At 29.3% G+C, this 20926-nt stretch carries 16 protein-coding genes and 1 other annotated feature; of the genes, 12 read left to right on the top strand and 4 right to left on the bottom strand.

The window, feature by feature from the left end; all coding sequences use genetic code 11:
* Positions 1–172: 172 nt before the first annotated feature.
* Positions 173–1567, bottom strand: coding sequence for an asparagine--tRNA ligase (gene asnS / locus Q0G30_RS07785; RefSeq protein WP_294388622.1), 1395 nt, complete (start codon positions 1565–1567; stop codon positions 173–175).
* Between the two features lie 77 nt (positions 1568–1644).
* Positions 1645–1935: a binding site (T-box leader), on the bottom strand.
* Between the two features lie 98 nt (positions 1936–2033).
* Between asnS and Q0G30_RS07780 the strand changes: the two genes are divergently transcribed.
* A complete protein-coding gene (locus Q0G30_RS07780) occupies positions 2034–2756 on the top strand; it encodes a cytochrome b5 domain-containing protein (protein ID WP_294388620.1) in 723 nt (240 codons plus the stop codon).
* A 684-nt stretch (positions 2757–3440) separates the two neighbouring features.
* Here Q0G30_RS07780 and Q0G30_RS07775 read toward each other — a convergent pair.
* Positions 3441–4139, bottom strand: a complete 699-nt coding sequence (locus tag Q0G30_RS07775) for a metallophosphoesterase family protein (RefSeq protein ID WP_294388618.1) — start codon at positions 4137–4139, stop codon at positions 3441–3443.
* Between the two features lie 195 nt (positions 4140–4334).
* Here Q0G30_RS07775 and Q0G30_RS07770 point away from each other — a divergent pair, with 195 nt between their 5' ends.
* Both Q0G30_RS07770 and Q0G30_RS07765 read left to right on the top strand, forming a co-directional pair.
* Positions 4335–5411: a Xaa-Pro peptidase family protein gene (locus tag Q0G30_RS07770; RefSeq protein WP_133014584.1), complete on the top strand. Its 1077-nt coding sequence runs from the start codon at positions 4335–4337 to the stop codon at positions 5409–5411.
* A gap of 122 nt (positions 5412–5533) precedes the next feature.
* Positions 5534–6535 carry a choloylglycine hydrolase family protein gene (locus Q0G30_RS07765; protein ID WP_294388612.1) on the top strand — a complete coding sequence of 334 codons (1002 nt, stop codon included), beginning with the start codon at positions 5534–5536 and terminating at the stop codon, positions 6533–6535.
* A 76-nt stretch (positions 6536–6611) separates the two neighbouring features.
* Here Q0G30_RS07765 and Q0G30_RS07760 read toward each other — a convergent pair whose 3' ends face one another.
* Together Q0G30_RS07760 and murC are read right to left on the bottom strand one after the other, a co-directional pair.
* Positions 6612–7430, bottom strand: a complete 819-nt coding sequence (locus Q0G30_RS07760) for a purine-nucleoside phosphorylase (RefSeq protein ID WP_294388608.1) — start codon at positions 7428–7430, stop codon at positions 6612–6614.
* Between the two features lie 13 nt (positions 7431–7443).
* Complete coding sequence (gene murC / locus Q0G30_RS07755) at positions 7444–8832, bottom strand: UDP-N-acetylmuramate--L-alanine ligase (RefSeq protein ID WP_294388604.1); 1389 nt, start codon at positions 8830–8832, stop codon at positions 7444–7446.
* A gap of 425 nt (positions 8833–9257) precedes the next feature.
* On the opposite strand from murC, the gene purR reads away from it, so the two are divergent.
* The 9 genes from purR to mfd all read left to right on the top strand — a co-directional run bounded on the left by purR (position 9258) and on the right by mfd (position 20874).
* On the top strand, positions 9258–10073 hold the full coding sequence (gene purR / locus Q0G30_RS07750) for a pur operon repressor (RefSeq protein WP_294388601.1): 816 nt from the start codon (positions 9258–9260) through the stop codon (positions 10071–10073).
* A 133-nt stretch (positions 10074–10206) separates the two neighbouring features.
* A complete protein-coding gene (gene spoVG, locus Q0G30_RS07745) occupies positions 10207–10488 on the top strand; it encodes a septation regulator SpoVG (RefSeq protein ID WP_294388598.1) in 282 nt (93 codons plus the stop codon).
* Between the two features lie 168 nt (positions 10489–10656).
* Positions 10657–12030, top strand: coding sequence for a bifunctional UDP-N-acetylglucosamine diphosphorylase/glucosamine-1-phosphate N-acetyltransferase GlmU (gene glmU / locus Q0G30_RS07740; RefSeq protein WP_294388596.1), 1374 nt, complete (start codon positions 10657–10659; stop codon positions 12028–12030).
* 63 nt (positions 12031–12093) lie between these two features.
* Positions 12094–13053, top strand: coding sequence for a ribose-phosphate diphosphokinase (locus tag Q0G30_RS07735; RefSeq protein ID WP_294388593.1), 960 nt, complete (start codon positions 12094–12096; stop codon positions 13051–13053).
* Between the two features lie 138 nt (positions 13054–13191).
* Entirely contained in the window at positions 13192–13878 is a 687-nt protein-coding gene (locus Q0G30_RS07730) for a response regulator transcription factor (protein WP_294133502.1), read from the top strand.
* Complete coding sequence (locus tag Q0G30_RS07725; protein ID WP_294388588.1) at positions 13879–15288, top strand: HAMP domain-containing sensor histidine kinase; 1410 nt, start codon at positions 13879–13881, stop codon at positions 15286–15288.
* A 103-nt stretch (positions 15289–15391) separates the two neighbouring features.
* A complete protein-coding gene (locus Q0G30_RS07720; RefSeq protein WP_294388585.1) occupies positions 15392–16528 on the top strand; it encodes a S1C family serine protease in 1137 nt (378 codons plus the stop codon).
* Positions 16529–16749: 221 nt separating this feature from the next.
* Positions 16750–17325: an aminoacyl-tRNA hydrolase gene (pth, locus tag Q0G30_RS07715; protein ID WP_294388583.1), complete on the top strand. Its 576-nt coding sequence runs from the start codon at positions 16750–16752 to the stop codon at positions 17323–17325.
* 24 nt (positions 17326–17349) lie between these two features.
* Entirely contained in the window at positions 17350–20874 is a 3525-nt protein-coding gene (mfd, locus tag Q0G30_RS07710) for a transcription-repair coupling factor (protein ID WP_294388580.1), read from the top strand.
* Positions 20875–20926: the final 52 nt, after the last annotated feature.

Genomic DNA, 20926 nt, shown 5'->3' with positions numbered 1-20926 from the left:
CTTGCGCGCTTTTTTAATAATGGGGGGATGGGAACCTGTATATTACAGGTTTTATATTTACATTATAATTATGTACTTAATCGTAAGTTTTTATTCAAATAAATATAAAAAATAAAAATAACTCTAAATAAAAAACTAACAAGTATAAACTTGCTAGCTTTTTATTTAAACTTTAGAAGTCAGATTGACCAGTAGTTCTTGGGAATGGTATAACGTCTCTAATATTTGACATACCAGTAATGTACATTATTAATCTTTCGAATCCTAATCCAAATCCAGCGTGCTTAGTTTCTCCGTATTTTCTAAGCTCTAAATACCACCAGTAATCTTCTTCATTAAGACCTAATTCAGCCATTCTAGCCTTTAAAACATCAAGTCTTTCTTCTCTTTGGCTACCACCAATAATTTCACCAATTCCAGGAACTAAACAGTCAGTAGCTGCAACAGTTTTTCCATCATCATTAAGTCTCATGTAGAATGCTTTAATGTCTTTTGGATAATCTGTAACGAATACTGGCTTCTTGAATATTTCTTCAGTTAAATATCTTTCATGTTCAGTTTGAAGATCAACTCCCCATTCAACTGGATATTCGAATGTCTTACCACAGTTCTTTAACATTTCAACTGCTTCAGTGTAAGTAACTTTTCCAAAATCAGAGTTTACTATATGATTTAATTTATCTAATAGTCCTTTTTCAACGAATTGGTTAAAGAATGCCATTTCTTCTGGACATTCATCCATAACATATTTAATAACGTATTTTAACATTGCTTCTGCTAATTCCATATCGTCTTGTAAATCAGCAAATGCTATTTCAGGCTCAACCATCCAGAATTCAGCAGCATGTCTAGCTGTATTTGAGTTTTCAGCCCTAAAAGTTGGACCGAAAGTATAAACATTTCTAAATGCTAAAGCAAATGTTTCTGCATTTAATTGTCCAGAAACAGTAAGATTAGTTTCTTTACCAAAGAAATCTTCTTTGTAATCAACTTTTCCATCTTCAGTTCTTGGAACATTATCGAAGTCTAAGGTAGTAACCTTAAACATTTCACCAGCACCTTCACAGTCACTTCCAGTTAAGATTGGTGTATTTGTATATACAAAGCCTTGATCTTGGAAGAACTTGTGGATAGCATAAGCAGCAACAGAACGAACTCTAAATACTGCTGAAAAAGCATTACTTCTTGGTCTTAAATGAGCAATTGTTCTTAAGTACTCAAAAGTATGTCTTTTCTTTTGTAATGGATAATCAGAATCTGACATTCCTTCGATGATTACTTCTTTTGCTTGAATTTCAAATGGTTGTTTAGCTTCTGGTGTTGCAACTAAAGTACCAACAACTTTTATTGATGAGCTAATTGGTAATTTAGCAATATCCTTAAAGTTTTCTAATTTGTTATCAAAAACAACTTGAATATTTTTAAAGAAAGACCCATCATTTACTTCGATAAACCCAAATGCGTTAGAAGCTCTTAAAGTTCTTATCCATCCAGCAATTGTTACTTCTTTAGATAAGTATTCATTAGTGTTTCTATAAAGTGATTTTACTAAAACTACGTTTTTCATAATAACCTCCTGTTAAAAAATATTTTTATTATTTCAAATTTAAATAAAAGCAATAAAAAAATCCCTTCATCCCATACAAATGGGACGAAAGGAATTACTTACGTGGTACCACCCAAATTGCCTAATAAAAAGGCCACTTAGTAAATTAATAACGACATTTAGCCGTCTAAGCCTAATTAAGTGAGATTTTAAATTTAAATCTAGTTAATGGAATTTATATCTTTACAATAGAAAAAGATTATTCCTTTGTCACTTGTTCGGTTAGAAACTCGGAGATGTTCTTCACAGCTGATTTCGTATAAGGCTTACACCATCCCTTACTCGCTAAAACTACCTTCAAAAGTTACTCTTCTCGTCATAGTCAGTAAAATTTTGTGATTTTATTAATACGATTTTACAACACTTTGCTAACATTTGCAACTCAATTTCATAATATATATTTAAAGAATGTTTTTAGGAGAAAATAATGGCTAAAAAAGATTTCTTAGAACAAAAATATTGTGAAATTAATCAATTGAAAAATTTGCTACAAACATATCCAAAAGAATATTGTGAAACAATAATTAAGGTAATGGAGAATGTTTTTAAGGAAATAACAGAATACTTAGATGATGAAAGGGAGAAGCTCAAAACTACAGTAAAAAAGGTACAATCTAAAAGAGTATTTACAGTAAAGGAATTAGCTAAATACAATGGAAAAAATGGCGCAAAATCATATATTTCAGTAGGAGGAATAGTCTATGATGTGACTAATATATCAAAGTGGCATGGTGGTAATCATTATGGAGTAATAGCCGGAAAGGTGCTTGATAAAGAATTTGCTCAATGCCATGGAAATAAGATATCAATAATGAAACATGCTGCAGCTGTAGGCGTGTTAGATACAAATAAAAAGCGAGAAGAGAATATTAGTAATAATGAAGAATCGGAAACTGATTCTAATAGTAGGGAAGAGTTAAGATACTATAGATTAGAAGATATATGTAAATTTGATGGGAAAGATGGAACTCTAGCATATGTAGCTATTAATGGAACTGTATATGATGTTACATCTATGAGAGAATGGATTAATGGAAATCATTATGGATTAAGTGCAGGAAGAGATTTAACATCATATTTTGAAACATGCCACAAGGATGAAAAAGATATATTGAAAAAATTACGAATTGTTGGAACAATAATCGAATAATATTGCGAACTAAAGCGTTAATGCCGTGATGCCGAAAATTAATGATATAACCTGCATTAAGTCATATAATTTCGCTAAGAATTTATATTATTATTTCCATAAAATTAGCTAAAGCTTCGAAGTTCGCTATCGCTTACCTCAGCTTCTTAACGCTAATTTTATTACAATAATAATTAAATTCTAAAGCTTATTATATAATACTTTCTTCCGGTTATATCATTAATTTTTCTCTATCACTAGCTTTAAAGCTTAGGTCTGCAATTTAAAAGCGAAAAACCTATAAAGTTAATGTTCTGTGCTATAAATTATTTTGATAGAATAATTATCTTTTAATTTAAAAAGTTTTGTTTTATTCAGGTTAAAATACTTTTAGTTAACGACTTGTCATATAAAATGTAGCAAAAGACATTAACTGTAAGGGGTTATGTTATAGGTAGTTACGTGAAAAAAGAAAAAATGAAATATTAATTTGGAAGGGCAATTGAAATTAAGCCGTAGAATTTAATAATTGATGGAGTAAAGTTGCGTAAAGAAGTTTTTACTGTTTGAGCGAATGGCGAGTTTAAAAACTTTAGCAAACTTTACGGAATCAATTATATAAATTCTAGGTGAAAATTTCACGGTTACTGGAAAATAAATATTTCATTTTTTCGCTTCTACGTAACGAACAATTTAGTTATAAGTTTATTCTTTTCCGGTTTCGTAAGATGATGTAATGGCTGATGGAAAGTTTAGCATAGTACAATCTTTAACTATTCTTTTAAATTCGTATTCTAAATATCTAAATGTAACTTTAACCTCTCCATTTTCTTCAATTTCAATTATTGCATATGTGGGATTAGGTTTTCCTATTTTTGGCTTTCCAACACTACCAACGTTAATTAGCAGTTTATCTCCGTACTTTTTTGCACAAGGTATATGAGTGTGAGCACATACTAAAACATCATCTTCTAATTGATTCATAACTTCTATTGTGTTAGCTGCATCTTCGAATAAATAATCATTGATTGCATTAGGACTTCCATGAGTAAATAGAAAATTTACTCCGTTAAATGTATAGTTAAGTGAAGTTGGTAATGAATCTAAGAAGTATTTGTTTGCAATTCTAACTTCGTTAGTTGCCCAAGGTAATGCAAATGAGTTTATTGCTGTGTTTCTAATATAGGTATAGTCACCATCTACTACTGATGCATCATAGTTACCTTTTATACATGGAATTTCTCGTCTTTTAATTAGTGCTACAACTTCATTTGGATGAGGGCCATATCCAACTAAATCGCCTAAACAAATTATTTTATCAACTTTTTGTTCATCTATATCTTCAAGAGTTTTCATTAGTGCATAAATATTTCCGTGAATATCTGATATAACTGCTACTTTCATTTTACTATCCTCCAAGTACTCAAAATTAGACTATTTATATTATTATTACTAAAAAATAGAGATAAATTTTATAAAATAATTATATCATTATAAATAAAAAAAACGATAAAAGTAGCAAATTAAATTATGGATAATATGAAAATTTTAAGTTATTATAAAGACTATAAGATGAAATAATATATGGAGGTGTTACATATGAAAGATTCTAGGGTTAAGAAAGTATTAATAAAAATGGAGGAAAATAAAATTCCACAATTAATAGTTACTTCAGCGGAGTCTATATTTTATTTAACAGGAAAGATGATTCGTTCTGGTGAAAGATTAATAGCTTTATATTTGGATTCTAAAGGCAATCATAAATTTATAGTAAATAAGTTATTTCCTATACATGAGGATTTAGGTGTAGAAATAGTTTGGTATGATGATATAGAAAATCCAATAGATAGGTTAGCTAGTATAGTGAAAAAAGATGAAGTATTAGGAGTTGATAAGAATTTACCAGCACACTTCTTAATAGATCTTATGGGAAGAAATGTTGTAAAAGCTTTTGTTAATTCATCACCTATTATAGATACTTTAAGAATGATAAAGGATGACGAAGAAATCCAAATAATGAAGGAATCATCAAGAATAAATGATGCTGTTATGTTAAAGCTTTGGAAGAACTTAAAGGCAGGTTTTTCTGAAAAGTATTATGCGAATCTTTTATCTGAGATTTATGAAGAAGAAGGTGCTTCAGGATTTTCGTTTTCACCAATAATAGCAACAAGTCCTAATGGTGCTGATCCACATCATGGAACAGGTAAAGATAAAATAAAAGTTGGAGATAGTGTAGTTTTAGATATTGGAGGAAAATATAAAAATTACTGCTCAGATATGACTAGAACTGTATTTATAGGCAAAGAGCCAAGTAAAGAACATGCTGAAGTTTATAATATAGTAAAGAGCGCAAATGAAAAAGCAATTTCTATAATTAAAGAAGGGGTTAAATTCTCTGATATTGATAAGGCGGCTAGAAATTTAATTACTGATGCTGGATATGGAGAGTATTTTACTCACAGAACAGGTCATAGTATAGGTATTGAATGTCATGACTTTGGAAATGTTAGTTCTGTTAATGATGATGAAGTTAAAGCTGGTATGATATTCTCTGTTGAACCGGGAATTTACTTAAAGGATAATATAGGGGTTAGAATTGAAGACTTAGTTCTTGTAACTAAGGATGGATGTGAAGTATTAAACTCTGTTACTAAGGAAATCACAGTATTATAATCTTAAAATAATGAATAGTATAAATTTAGGGATTTTGAGTTTTTTATAAAATATAAACACGGTAGCTATCTTAAAAACATATACTATAATTGCGATATTTATAGTGCTGGAGAATTTATAATATGTGCACTGCTATTACATTACAATCTATGCAAGGTGAAAATTTTTTTGGAAGAACCATGGATTTTTCCTATCCAATTGAAGCAGGACTTTATGTAATACCTAAAAATTACGAATGGTATAGTACTGAAACAATGAAAAATTATATTGATAACTATAGCTTTATTTGTATAGGACAAAAAATTGATGATATGTTAGGGATTTTCGATGGAGTAAATGAAAAAGGATTTGCTGCAGCAGCTTTATATTTTAATGGTTATGCCTATTATGATTTACCAATAGAGAATAAAAATCCAATTACTTCTTTAGATTTTATACATTATATTTTAGGATGTTGTAGCACAGTAGATGAATTAAAGAGTTTATTAAAAAAAATAAGTATCATAGGTCAACCAGATCCTGTTACAAGAACATCAGCTCCATTACATTGGATTGCTACCGATAGAAGTGGTAAATGTGTTGTTATTGAGCAGACCAAAACAGGTCTTAAGATAATTAATAATCCAATAGGAGTTATGGCTAATAGTCCTGATTTTGGTTGGCATATGACTAATCTAAGAAATTATATGAATGTATCAGTTGATCAACAAAAGGAAGTTTACTGGGGAAATGTATCTTTAACTCCTTTCGGACAGGGTACAGGAAGTATACCTCTTCCAGGAGGATTTACATCACCTGAGCGTTTCGTTCGTACGGCATTTCTAAAAACTCATTCACAAGTTCCTAAAAGTCGTTCAGAAGCAATTATGACGTGTTTTCATATTATGAATAGCGTTTCTATTCCTAAAGGAATTATAATAACAGATAGGGGAACATATGATTATACAAAATATACTGCTTTTATAAATACTAATACATGTGAGTATTACTTTAAAACCCATGAAAATGATCAAATTATGATAGCAAGTCTTAGGGATTATTGTATGAATATTACAGAAGCAACCTTTATAGGCAGTATTATACAGCTTCCTATATTAATGGAATGTTTTGAGTTAAAAAGTTAAGTGTCAAGTACTTAACTTTTATATTAGTTGATAATATTATTAAAGCTACACACTAAAAGTGTGTAGCTTTAACTAATTATATTATTTCAATTACTCTATTCATTAACTTTATAAAATCATTTTTAACTCTAGCAGAAGTTTCAATAACTTCTTCATGGTTTAAAGGTTGATCTAATATTCCAGCGGCCATATTTGTTAAGCAAGAAATACCAACTGTTTTAATACCACAGTGGTTTGCAACAATTACTTCTGGAACAGTTGACATACCAACTGCATCTCCACCCATAATTTTTGCAAATCTTACTTCAGCAGGAGTTTCGTAAGTAGGTCCAGAGAACATTACATATACTCCTTGTTGTAATTTTATTCCTAACTCTTTACCAGCTTCTAGAACCTTATTTCTAAGTTCTAAGTTGTAAGCTTCAGACATATCAGGGAATCTAGGTCCAAATTCATCAATATTATGTCCAAATAAAGGATTTGATCCAGAAAAATTAATATGGTCAGTAATAACCATTAAATCTCCAGCATTAAAATCTTTATTAACAGCTCCAGCAGCATTTGTAACTATAAGTTTCGAAACGCCTAAAAGTTTCATTACTCTTACAGGAAAAGTTACTTTATCTAAAGAATATCCTTCATAGTAATGGAATCTTCCTTGCATAGCAACAACTTGCTTGTTTCCAAGTTTACCAATAACTAATCTACCAGCATGACCTTCTACAGTTGATGTAGGAAAGTTAGGAATATCTGAATAGTTATAATACTCTGCATCTTCAATGGTATCTGCTAATGAACCTAATCCAGACCCAAGTATTAATCCTATTTCTGGTTTGTATTTACTTTCTTTTAAAATAAAATCAGCTGAAGCCTTAATTTGAGTTAATAAATCCATAAAAATCACCTCGTTATTTTTCTTTTGCTTTATTTAAAAGTATTTCGCCAACTTTAACAACGTCTCCAGCACCTACTGTAAGGATTAAATCCTTAGGTTTAACCTTTGATGCTAAATAATCTGCAACTTCATCATGACTATGAAGATTTATACAACTTAATCCTGTTTTTCTTATAGAATCTCCAAGTTCATCAGATGAAACTAAGCCTGTATCTTTTTCTCTTGCAGCATAAATATCCATTAGAATTAGTTCATCAGCAGAAGAGAAGCAAGTTGTAAATTCATCAAAAAGTGTTTTTGTTCTAGTATAAGTATGTGGTTGGAATACACAATATGTTTTATTGTGATTAATAAGTTTGGCCGTATCTAAAGTTGCTTTTATTTCAACAGGATGATGAGCATAATCATCTATTATAGTAGCACCATTAAATTCGCCTTTATATTCAAATCTCTTATGAGCACCCTTACATTCAGCTAATCCGTTAATTATAGATTCTTTAGGAATATCTAATATTAAAGAAGTACATATAGTTGCAAGAGCATTAAGTATATTATGTTTTCCAGTTGTACTTAATGTTACATCGAATAAATTTTCACCATTTTTACAAACTGTAAATGTAGCACATCCTTTATTATTAAATGAAATATTAGTTGCAGTTACATCACCTTTAGTGAAACCATAGCTTATAGTATTACATTTTGCGTAATTAATAACTTCTAATACTCTAGGATCTTCTGCACATCCAATTAAATATCCATCAGATGGAATTAGGTCAGAGAATTTTTTAAAGGTATCTTCAATGTGGTTTATATCTCTATAGTAATCTAAATGATCTGCGTCTATATTTAAAATTATTCCTATATAAGGGTAGAACTTTAAGAACGATGCTTTATATTCACAAGCTTCTGTTACAAAATATTCACTTTCACCAATTTTGTAGTTACCATGAATAGCATCAACATCACCGCCCACTAATATTGTAGGATCTAAATTTGCATTTAATGTTATATGAGACAACATAGAAGTTGTTGTTGTTTTTCCATGAGTTCCAGCAACAGCAACATTGTATTTATGGCCTTTCATTATATAGCCTAAAAATTCGGCTCTATCCATTAATTCTATATTTTTATTTTTTGCTTCAATTATTTCAGGGTTAGTAGAAGGTATAGCAGCAGTATATACTACTAAATCAACATTTTTAAGATTTTCACCTTTATGCCCTATGTAAATTTCAGCACCAGATGCCCTAAGTTTATTTAAAACTTCAGATTCTTTAGCGTCAGATCCAGATACTTTATATCCCTTTGTTAATAAAACAGCAGCAAGTCCGCTCATGCTTACTCCGCCAATTCCAATAAAATGTACTTTTCTATTTTTACTTGAATTAAGATCAAAAGACAATGTAACAACCCCTTTATTGTATGATTATAATATGATATATTTTTTCTAATATTCAATTAGTATGTTATACGTAACTTAAATATAATTAAATTAAAAATTAGATTCTCATTTAAATATATATATATTTATAATTATATACAAATTTGCTAGGTTGAACACAAAAAATAAAAAATATATAAAATATTTTATGAAAAAAAAGAGAAAAACTATACATATGAAAGATAGTATTTATAAAACGTTTAAAATATGGAAGAAAAAAGATAAATTTTTATAATTAAACATAGAAAATAACTAATATAAGGAATTACCTATAAATAACTTAAAAAAGTATTGATAATGTATTAAATATAGAATAAAATATGAATATTCGGATAAAGGAAATTGAAAAAATTCGTGTTTTTGAGAAAATAAGGAAGGTGAATAGAGTGGAAAAATTAAGTAGAAATAATAGAGTTGTAGCCATTACAAAGATATTAATAGAAACTCCTAATAAGGTTATAGGGTTAAATAGATTTTCGGAACTTTTAAATGCAGCTAAGTCAACTATTAGTGAAGATATAGTAATTGTTAGAGAAGTATTAGAGAAATTAGAGATGGGGTCTATAGAAACCATTTCAGGGGCAGCGGGAGGAATTAAGTTTATTCCTTCAATGGGCAAACAAGCTAAAGAAGAATTTGCAAATGAATTATGTGAAGCTTTATTAGAGGAAGGTAGAATTGTACCAGGAAATTTTGTTTATTTAACAGATATAATGTACAATCCACAAATAGTAAGTAAAGCAGGGGTTATATTAGCATCTCATTTTCAAAATATGAATATAGACTATATAGTTACCGTTGAAACAAAGGGAATTCCTTTAGCATATGAAGTTGCTAAAAGTTTGGGTATAGAGTTAGTAATAATAAGAAAAGACAACAAAATTACAGAAGGGCCAACAGTTACAATTAATTATGTATCAGGTACAAGTGGAAGAATACAACAAATGGCATTAGCTAAAAAGTGCATGAAAGCATCAAGTAAGTGTGTATTTATAGATGATTTCTTAAGAGGTGGAGGAACGGCCGAAGGAATTAGAGCTCTTTTAAAAGAATTTGATAGTGAATTAGTTGGAACAGGGGTACTTGTTGATAATGTTGGAATAGAAAATAAAAGAACTAGTGATTATATTTCAATTATTGATTTAGAGTATAATAAGGAAGAGGAAAAGCTTAACGTTAGACCATCATCTTTTATAAAATAGTTATAAATTCAGTTGCTTTAAAATGTATAACAAATAAACAATGGAAAAAATTAAAAAAATTTAAGTAAAAAAAAGGATTTTTAAACTTTTTATAGAAATTATATTATTATAAAGCAACTGGAGGTGTAGTGAAATGACAATCACAGACGTTAGAATTAGAAAAATAGCAGCAGAAGGAAAAATGAAAGCTATAGTTTCTATAACATTTGATAATGAATTCGTTGTTCATGATATTAAGGTTATCGAAGGACAAAATGGTTTATTTATTGCAATGCCAAGTAGAAAAACACCAGATGGAGAATTTAAGGATATTGCCCACCCAATAAATACAGATACTAGGGAAAAAATTCAAACATCTATATTAAAGGCTTACGAGGCTGCAGTAGAAGAAGAAAACGTTGTTATAACTGAATAATAACTTAAAATGAGAGGAATATATTTACGTATATATTCCTCTCATTTTATAATTTTATTGAAGTGTTGAAATACTTTAGTTAATGCAATATAATATATAGGAAATATACACGAACGTTTTAGGAAAAAATTTATGTTTTATCCTTAAATTTTATAGAGAGGTGAGTTTATGTATAAATGTGCTCTGATATTAGCAGCAGGTCAAGGAAAGAGAATTAAATCAGATTTACCTAAGGTTTTACATAAAGTTTGTGGTAAAGAAATGGTTAATCATGTAATTGACACATTAAGAAAAGGGAATGTAGAGGATATAAATGTTATTGTAGGTAAGGGTGCAGAATTAGTTAAAGAAAATACTGCATCAAGAAATGTTAGTTATTCATTACAAGAGGAGCAATTAGGTACAGGTCATGCTGTTAAGTGTGCTATAGATTTCTTAAAAAATAAAAAGGGTACAGTTGCAGTTTTTAACGGAGATGCTCCTTTAATAGAAGAAGGAACTATAGAGAGATTATTTAAGGCTCACAAAGAAAGTGGAAATAGTGCAACTATACTAACTTCTATTTTAGATGATGCTTCAGGGTATGGAAGAATCATAAGAAGTGGAGATGAAGTATTAAAGATAGTTGAGCATAAAGATTGTAATGAGGAAGAACTTAAGGTTAAAGAGATAAACTCAGGAATGTACTGCTTTGAAATTGAAAGTTTAGTTGAATGTCTAGGAAACCTTTCTAATAATAATTCTCAAGGTGAATATTATTTAACAGATGTAATAGGAATGTTAAAAGAAAAGAATGAGAAGGTTGGAGCACTTGTAATAAACTATGAAGAGACATTAGGGGTAAATTCAAGAGTTCAGCTTGCAGAAGTTGAAGCTATTTTAAGAAAGAGAATAAATAATAAGCACTTAGAAAATGGTGTAACTATAATTGATCCAAACTCAACATACATTGGTATTGATGTAGAGATAGGTCAAGATACTATAATATATCCAGGAAATGTTATTGAAGGTAATACGGTAATAGGGAAGAATTGCATTCTATATCCAAATTCAAGAATAAACAATAGTATTATTAGTGAGGGTGTAGACATACAATCATCTGTAATATTAGAAAGTAAGATTGGTAAAAATACTACAGTTGGACCTTTCGCTTATATTCGTCCAGAATCTATTATCGGAAGTAATGTAAGAATTGGTGATTTTGTAGAAATAAAAAAATCTACAATAGGAAATAATACTAAGATATCTCATTTAACATATGTAGGAGATGCTGAGGTAGGAGAAGGCTGTAATTTTGGGTGCGGAACTGTTACTGTTAACTATGATGGTAAAAACAAGAATAAGACAATTATAGGGAATAACAGTTTTATTGGATGTAATACAAATTTAATTTCACCTGTTACAGTTGAAGATAATACTTATATTGCAGCTGGCTCAACTATTACTAATAATGTAAGAAGTGGAGAGTTAGCAGTTGCTAGGGCTAAGCAAAGAAATATCGAAGGCTGGGTAGATAAAAAAGGTCTTATTAATAAAAAATAATATATATTAAACTATAAGATAAATATGGCAAACGTTGTTGCAAATTAAGGAGGGTCTCATAATATGATATTTCATGGGAAAAAAATAAAAATATTTACAGGAAATTCACATCCTGAACTAGCTAAGGAAATTGCTGATTTGCTAGGAATACCACTAGGAAATGCGAAAGTTTCAACTTTCAGTGATGGTGAAATATCAGTAGATATTAATGAAACAGTAAGAGGTGTAGATGTATTTATAGTACAATCAACTAGTTCACCAGTTAATAATAACTTAATGGAGTTATTAATAATGATAGATGCCTTTAAGAGAGCATCAGCTGGTAGAATAACTGCAGTTATTCCGTATTATGGATATGCTAGACAAGATAGAAAGGCAAAATCAAGAGATCCGATTACTGCAAAATTAGTTGCAGACATATTAACAGCAGCAGGAGCAGATAGAGTATTAACAATGGATTTACATGCTTCTCAAATTCAAGGATACTTTAATATACCAGTGGATCATTTATTAGGTTCACCAATATTAGCTAAGAGTTTTGTTGACAAGGGATTTAGTGATCAAGATGATGTAGTTGTTGTATCACCAGACTTAGGAAGTGTTACTAGAGCAAGAAAATTTGCTGATAAATTAAATGCTCCAATTGCAATTATTGATAAGAGAAGACCAAAGGCAAATGTATCTGAGATAATGAATATTATCGGAGATGTTAATGGAAAGAGATGTATATTAATTGATGATATGATTGATACTGCTGGAACTATTGCAAATGCTGCAAATGCATTAAAAGAATTAGGAGCAAAGAATGTTTATGCTTGTTGTACTCACGGAGTATTATCAGGTCCAGCATTTGAAAGAATAAATAATTCTGCTATTGAAGAATTAGTAATGCTGAATACTATTCCACTTCCAGAAAAAGAAGGATTAGATAAATTTAAATCTATTTCTGTTGCACCACTATTTGCAGAAGCAATTAAGAGAATATATGACGATGAGCCAATAAGTAAATTATTTGAAAATTAATAATTTGTGACTGCTACATGGGTAGCAGTCTATTTTTATGTTTTTAAATATTGTGTTACAAATGTAAATTTTATAAAAACTTTATTATTGTTTATTTAAATATAGTATAAAATAGTAAATAAGGAAGGTGAATAAAAGATGGAAGATAAACTGGGAAAAGTTTTAATTGTAGATGATGATGCTCATATTAACGAACTTATAGATATGTATTTAAAAAGTGGTGGATATAGCACAAAAAAATGTTTTAATGGAAATGATGCGTGCAATATAGTATCAACAGAAGATATTGGTTTAGTAATATTAGATGTGATGTTACCAGGAAGAGATGGAATAGAGGTTCTAAAGCATATACGAAAAAGTAGTGATATTCCAGTAATAATGCTAACAGCTAAAGGGGAGGTTTTCGACAAGGTACTTGCATTAGAATTGGGTGCTGATGATTATATGGTTAAACCCTTTGATCCTAAGGAATTATTAGCAAGAGTTAAAGCTGTAACAAGAAGATATGCAGTTGATAATCAATCAAAGGATATAATAAGATATTCAGACTTAACAATTGATATCGGAGCATATGAGGTAACATATAAAGATGGTATTGTGAAATTAGCACCTAAAGAATTAGAATTACTTCATTTTATGGCTAGTAATCCTAATAAGGTTTTTACTAGAGAACAACTTATGTATGAAGTATGGGGCTATGATTATCCAGGAGATTCAAGAACGGTTGATGTTCATATAAAAAGGTTAAGAGAAAAAGTTAAAGGCGGAGAAAAGTGGGAACTTCAAACAGTATGGGGAGTTGGTTATAAGTTTGAGGTGAGATAGGTGAAGAAGAATAGTATAGTAAGAAAGTTAATAATTACTTTTTCTTCAATAACAGGCGGATTATTAATACTTGTTGGATTAGTATTAACTATAGGATTTTATAGAATTAACCATGATGAGCTTATACACACTTTAAATAAGCAATTAGATGTTGTTTCAGAAGCAGTAGGTAGTTATTTAAAATACCAAGAGGATACTTATGATGAAGTTAATAGATTATTAAAGATAGCCTGTTTAACTAATGATATGGATGGAATAGTAGTAGATAGATTAGGGTATGTCTATATGGTATCAAATAGTGAATATAGTGAATTTAAATATACTAACATAGACATAAGTAGCACAAAAATGCCTACTAATGGAGAAATTATTTATAAAAAAATTTCAATAGATAATACAAATAGTTCGAAAGTATCGGCGTTTATTAAGCCTATTTACTCAAATAATCAATTAGATGGCTATATAATAATGATTGAAAATGACCCTGTGAATGAAAAGCGGACAGTAATTATAATATGGATATCTATTGTATTAGCAGTAATAGTAGCAGGAGGAATTGTAAAGTATTTTGCTCAATTATTAGTAGTAGAGCCTATAGAGAAGATTAACAATTCTGCAAAAAGATTAGCAAAGGGTGATGTACAAGAAAGAGTAAAAGTTGTTGGAAAAAATGAGATTGGAGAACTAGCACAATCTTTCAATAGAATGGCACAATCTATTGAGGAGTCTGATAATATTAGAAAAGAGTTTATTTCAAATGTTTCTCATGAGTTACGCTCTCCTATAACTTCAATAAAGGGTTTTATTGGAGGAATATTAGATGGAGTTATTCCTAGAGATAAAGAAAATTATTATTTAAAAATAGCTTATGATGAAATAGATAGATTAGCTAGACTTGTTAATGATTTATTAGATATCTCTGCTATGGAATCAGGAAAGTTTAATTTACATATTTCTGAGTTTGACATTAATCAAACGGTAAGTCTGTGTATATTAAACTTAGAAAATAAGATACAGGCAAAGGGATTAAATGTTAAAGCAATATTTCATGAGAAACGATGTTTTGCAATAGGCGATAGAGATAGAATACTTCAAGTTATTACAAACTTATTTGAAAATGCGATTAAATATAGTGAGGATAACGGACAAATAGAGATAAATATATCAACAAAAGGTGAAAAAATATTTGTAAGTATATTTAATTCAGGGGATATTCTTTCAGAACATGATTTAAATCATATTTGGGATAGGTTTTATAAAAGTGATAAATCAAGAACTAATAAAATTAGTACAGGATTGGGTTTACCTATAGTAAGATTAATACTATCTCAACATAATCAAGACATATGGGTGGAAAATGTAGAAGATAAGGGTGTAAGATTTATATTTACATTACAACGAAATAACTAAAAGAATATACTATAATTTAATATTTAAAGTTAGATTTTACTATGTGATGTAGAAATATTGAGGTTAGTTTAGGGATGCAATATTTCAATAGTCGGAGGTGGATATGAATAATAAAGAATATATAAAGAGAAGAATATCAAATACTCCACAAGATAGGATATCTAATATAATTTTTGAAAAGAAAAACAGTACTAGGACAAGGGTTAAATTGGGCGTTAAGGTGATTTTATATGTGGCCATAGCAGGATTTTTAGGATCAATTATAGCTAATATAAGCATTAAAAATAAGTATGGTGGGGCCATTCAGCAAATTAAGGAAATTAAAGAAAGTGCAGATATGGTGATATTAGATTACACAAAAGTTATAAAAGAAGTATCCCAATCATTAGTTAGTATAAGTGATTCAAAAGAAAAGCTTACTGAAGATGAGTACTTTGAGGGAAATGCAACAGGAGTTATAATAGAGTCTAGTGGAATAATATTAACAAATTATTCTGCAATTAAGGATAAAAGTAATATATATGTAAAGTTATCATCAGCAGCTGCAATGCCAATAGAAGCAAATATATTAGTTGAAAATGAAGATAGAAATTTAGCGATAATAAAAATAGAATTTGATGGAGAATTACAAGCAATAAAAATAGCAGATTCTGATAGTATAAGAGAAGGGCAAGGAATAGTTGTATTAGGAAACGCTATAGGAGATGAATATATAGGAAGTTCAATTCCAGGAATTATAACATCAAGAAACGAAAAGCTAAATATAGGTGAAGGAAAAAGTCAATCACTTTTACAAATAAATGCACTTATAAATGAAAAAAATACAGGGGGTGCAATTTGTAACTCTAAAGGAGAATTAGTTGGAATTGCTGATTTAACTATTACTAATGAACGAAATGAAGATGGACTTTATTATGGAATACAGATGGAAGAGCTTCAGGATATGATTAATTCAACCAATGCATTTAAAAGAATTTTAGGAATAATTGAAGGTGGAGTAGTAACGGATGAAGCAAGGGATTTCGCCGGATTTTATATACAGGAACTCGATAAATATGGGAATGCCTATTTGGCTGGAGTTAAACCAACAGACATTATTATAGACATAGATGGATATGAAGTTGTTAATGCTGATGAGCTAATACAATTGTTACAAGATAAGAAAAAAGATGATATACTACATTGTAAGATTTTAAGTGATGGAGAAATGAAGAGTATAGATATTAAAATGCTAAAATAAATGAGTTTAGACTGATTCTGATTAAGAGTTGGTCTAAATTTTTATTTTAAAATAAGTAATATGTTTTATAAGTGAGAATTTTTTATTTGTTTATTATAGTTTGTAGCTAGGAATGAAAATAAATAATGTGTTTAACAATATATAATAATAAAAAACTTTTATTATTGAAAAAAATGGTATAATATAAAATGGTCACTTTAAAAGTAACGGAGGAATAAAGAATGTTTTTAATAGTTGGATTAGGAAATCCAGGAAAAGAATATGATGGTACAAGACATAATATAGGATTTGCAGCAGTAGATTATATTGCTGATAAGTATAATATAGAATTAAATAGGATAAAATTTAAAGGTGTGTTTGGTGAAGGATTTATAAACGGAAAGAAGGTAATTTTATTAAAGCCAACTACATATATGAACTTAAGTGGAGAAAGTATTAGGGAAGTAATTAACTTCTATAAAATATCTAATGAAGAAGTAATTGTAATTTATGATGATATTAGCTTAGAAGTGGGAAGATTAAGAATAAGAGAAAAGGGTAGCCATGGTGGACATAATGGAATAAAAAGTATCATAGCTAACTTAGGAACTGATGTGTTTCCAAGAGTTAAAATAGGTGTAGGAGCGCCAAAGGGAAATTTAGTTTCACATGTATTGGGGAAATTTAGTGAAGATGAGATTGAAATTTTAAGAGAAACGATAAAAGCTTCTAGTGAGGCAGTAAGTATAATAGTAAATACGGATACTAAAGAGGCGATGAATAAACTAAATGGATTTAATGCATGCAAAGAAATTTAAAGAGAAGTTATGGAGGGTGATAAGATGAGATTACAAGGGCTATTACAACCCTTACAGGAAAATGATAAGTTTATTACAACTATAAATAGTATAAAAAATAAAAGGTTTCCAATAAATATATCTGGTTTATCGGATTCTGGAAAAAGCTATGTAATAGATGGAGTATTTAATGAAATAGATAATTCTTTAGTTGTGGTAACACATAATGAGATTGAGGCTAAAAATCTATATGAGGATCTAAGTCTTTACTCTACTAATGTATATTTTTTACCAATAAGAGAAGTTGTGTTTTACAATGTTGATGCAGTTTCAGGAGATCTTAGATGGGCAAGGTTAAAGGTAATAAAAGAGATACTCAATAATAAAAGTAAAAAGATAATAGTTACATCAATTGATGCACTGACTGCATTATATACACCTAGAGAAAAATACTTAAAGTATAGTATTGGTATAAAAAGTGGGGACGAGGTAGATTTAAAAGACACTTCCAAAAGATTAATTGAGTGTGGCTATGAAAGAGTTGAAGTAGTAGAAGGTAAGGGTGAGTTTTCATTTAGAGGAGGGATACTAGATGTTTTCCCTCCTACAGCTGTTTATCCATATAGAATTGAGCTTTTTGGTGATGAAATAGATTCTATTAGAACTTTTAATATAGAATCTCAAAGAAGTATCGAAAAAGTTGAATTTATGGAGATTTTTCCAGCAAAAGAAGTAATAGTAGATGAAGAAGCCAAAAAAAGTGCAAATGATAAAATAATTGCTGAACTTGATTCAATAATTGAAAAATCAAATAAGAAAAATAATGAACAAATTGACAAGATAAGAGGAATAGTTAATAAAAATTTAGAAATGTTGAATGAAACTTCAACATTTGAAACTGTTGATAGTTATTTACCTTTCTTTTATAAAGAAATGGAATCATTTTTTGATTATTTAGAGGGATATACATTTATAATTGATGACTTAAAGAGATGCCAAGGAAAAGTTGAAAGTATATATTATGAATTTAACGAAAACTATTTAGCATTTCTTCAAAGGGGTGATATATTACCTTCTCAAAATAAATTGTTAATAGACAAAGAAGAGTTATTAATTAAATTAGAAAAAGCTAATGTTATAACATTGAATACATTTGATACAAGAACAGATATACTATTCCCAGTAACTAGTATAGAGCTAAACCAAATTACATCAAATAATTATAATGGACAGTTAGATTTACTTATCGAAGATATAAAATCAAGAAAAGCAAGTGGATTTAGAACTTTAATATTAGCTGGTACTAGAACTAGGGGAGAAAGATTAGTAAAAACACTTAGAGATAGGGAAGTTGAAAGTGTTTATAAGGATGAAGTAGATAGTATTGAGTTAGGTCAAGCGGTAGTTACATTTGGGAATTTAATTAAGGGATTTGAGTATCCTGATTTAAAAGTATGTGTAATATCTGATAAAGAGGTATTTGGTGAGGCTAAAAAATCCCTACCTAAAAAGACAAGTAAGAAAAAAGGTGTAGGAAAGATAACTAGCTTTGCAGAATTAAAGCCGGGCGATTATGTAGTACATGCAAATCATGGTATAGGTGTATTTAAAGGAATTAAGCAAATTGATATAGCTGGTAATACGAGAGATTACTTGGATATCGTATATGATAAGGGAGATAAGCTTTATGTTCCGGTGGATCAGTTAGATTTAGTTCAAAAATATATAGGAAGTGAAGGAAAGACTCCTAAGATTAATAAATTAGGTGGAAATGAATGGCAAAAGGCTAAAGCTAAAGTTAGAAAATCAATAAATGAAATTGCTGAAGATTTAGTGAAATTATATGCGGCAAGGGCTGCATTAAAAGGGTATAAATATTCTAAGGATACAGAGTGGCAAAGGCAATTTGAAGATGAGTTCCCATATGAAGAAACTCCTGACCAATTATCATCATTAGAAGAAATAAAGCATGATATGGAATCAGATAAGCCAATGGACAGATTACTTTGTGGAGATGTTGGTTATGGTAAAACAGAGGTAGCTATAAGAGCTGCTTTTAAAGCTGTTATGGATGGAAAGCAAGTTGCATTTCTTGTTCCAACAACTATATTGGCTGAGCAACATTATAAAAATTTAAAAAAGAGGTTTTCTGATTTCCCAGTTAAGATAGATATGATTAGCAGATTTAGAACTGCTAAGCAACAAAAGGCTACTTTACAGGCTTTAAAAGAAGGAAATGTAGATATATTAATAGGAACTCATAGATTAGTATCAAAGGATATTGCATTTAAGGATTTAGGATTGCTTATAGTAGATGAGGAACAAAGATTTGGAGTTGCTCAAAAGGAAAAAATAAAATCTTTAAAGAAAAATGTAGATGTACTTACATTAAGCGCAACACCAATTCCAAGAACACTTCATATGTCACTTACAGGTGTGAGGGACATATCAGTTATAGAAACCCCACCTGAGGAAAGATATCCTATTCAAACATATGTTGTAGAACAAAATGATCAGCTTGTTAGAGATGCAATTTTAAGAGAAGTTGGAAGAGATGGTCAAGTTTATTTTGTTTATAATAGAGTAGAAAGTATACAAAGTATAGCAAATTATATAAGAGAGTTAGTTCCTGAATGCAAAGTTGGAGTTATTCATGGACAGATGACAGAGAAAGAATTAGAAGCTGAAATGATTAATTTTATGAAAAAGGAATATGACGTTTTAGTATGTACAACTATTATAGAAACAGGTATTGATATACCTAATGTAAATACAATGATAGTAAATAATGCAGATAAAATGGGACTATCTCAATTATACCAATTAAGAGGAAGAGTTGGACGTTCTAATAAAATAGCTTATGCTTACTTTATGTATACTAAAGATAAGGTATTAACTGAAGTTGCTGAAAAGAGATTAAAAGCTTTAAAAGATTTTACAGAGCTTGGTTCTGGATTTAAAATAGCCATGAGAGATTTAGAAATAAGAGGAGCGGGAAATATGATGGGCTCATCTCAACATGGACATATGGCTGCTATAGGATATGATTTATACTGTAGAATGTTAGAAGATACTGTTAAGTTAATCAAAGGTGAAATAGAGCAAGAGCCTATTGAAACTACTGTTGATATAAAAATGGATGCATATATTCCATCTTCATATATTGAAGATGAAATACAAAAAATAGAGGTTTATAAGAAGATAGCAGCAATTGAAAATATGGATGATTATACTGAGATAAAAGAAGAATTAGAGGATAGATACTCTAGTATTCCAGAAGCCGTTTATAATTTAATGGATATAGCATATATTAAGAGTTTAGCTAAGATACTTTTAATTGAAGAGATAAAAGAAAATCAAAAAGAAATAAGATTTAAATTCCAGAAAGGATTTAAAAATGTTAATAAAGTATATAGGGTCCTTTTAAGTAAATATAAAGATAATGTAGTTTTATATTTTGGAGAAACGCCATTTTTTGCTGTAAGAATTAACACTATAAAGAGAGAGGAAATGTTGAATTTTTATAAAGAGCTTCTTAAGGAATTAATTGAAAATTCACGTAAAAAATAGACAGTAAAATTTGAATAAAAAGGGTATTACTGATATACTAATTTATGTAACA

Source organism: uncultured Clostridium sp. (assembly GCF_934754925.1).
Classification (GTDB): domain Bacteria; phylum Bacillota; class Clostridia; order Clostridiales; family Clostridiaceae; genus Clostridium.
Note: the sequence above shows the minus strand (reverse complement) of the source record. Positions and strands in the feature narration are given on the sequence as shown.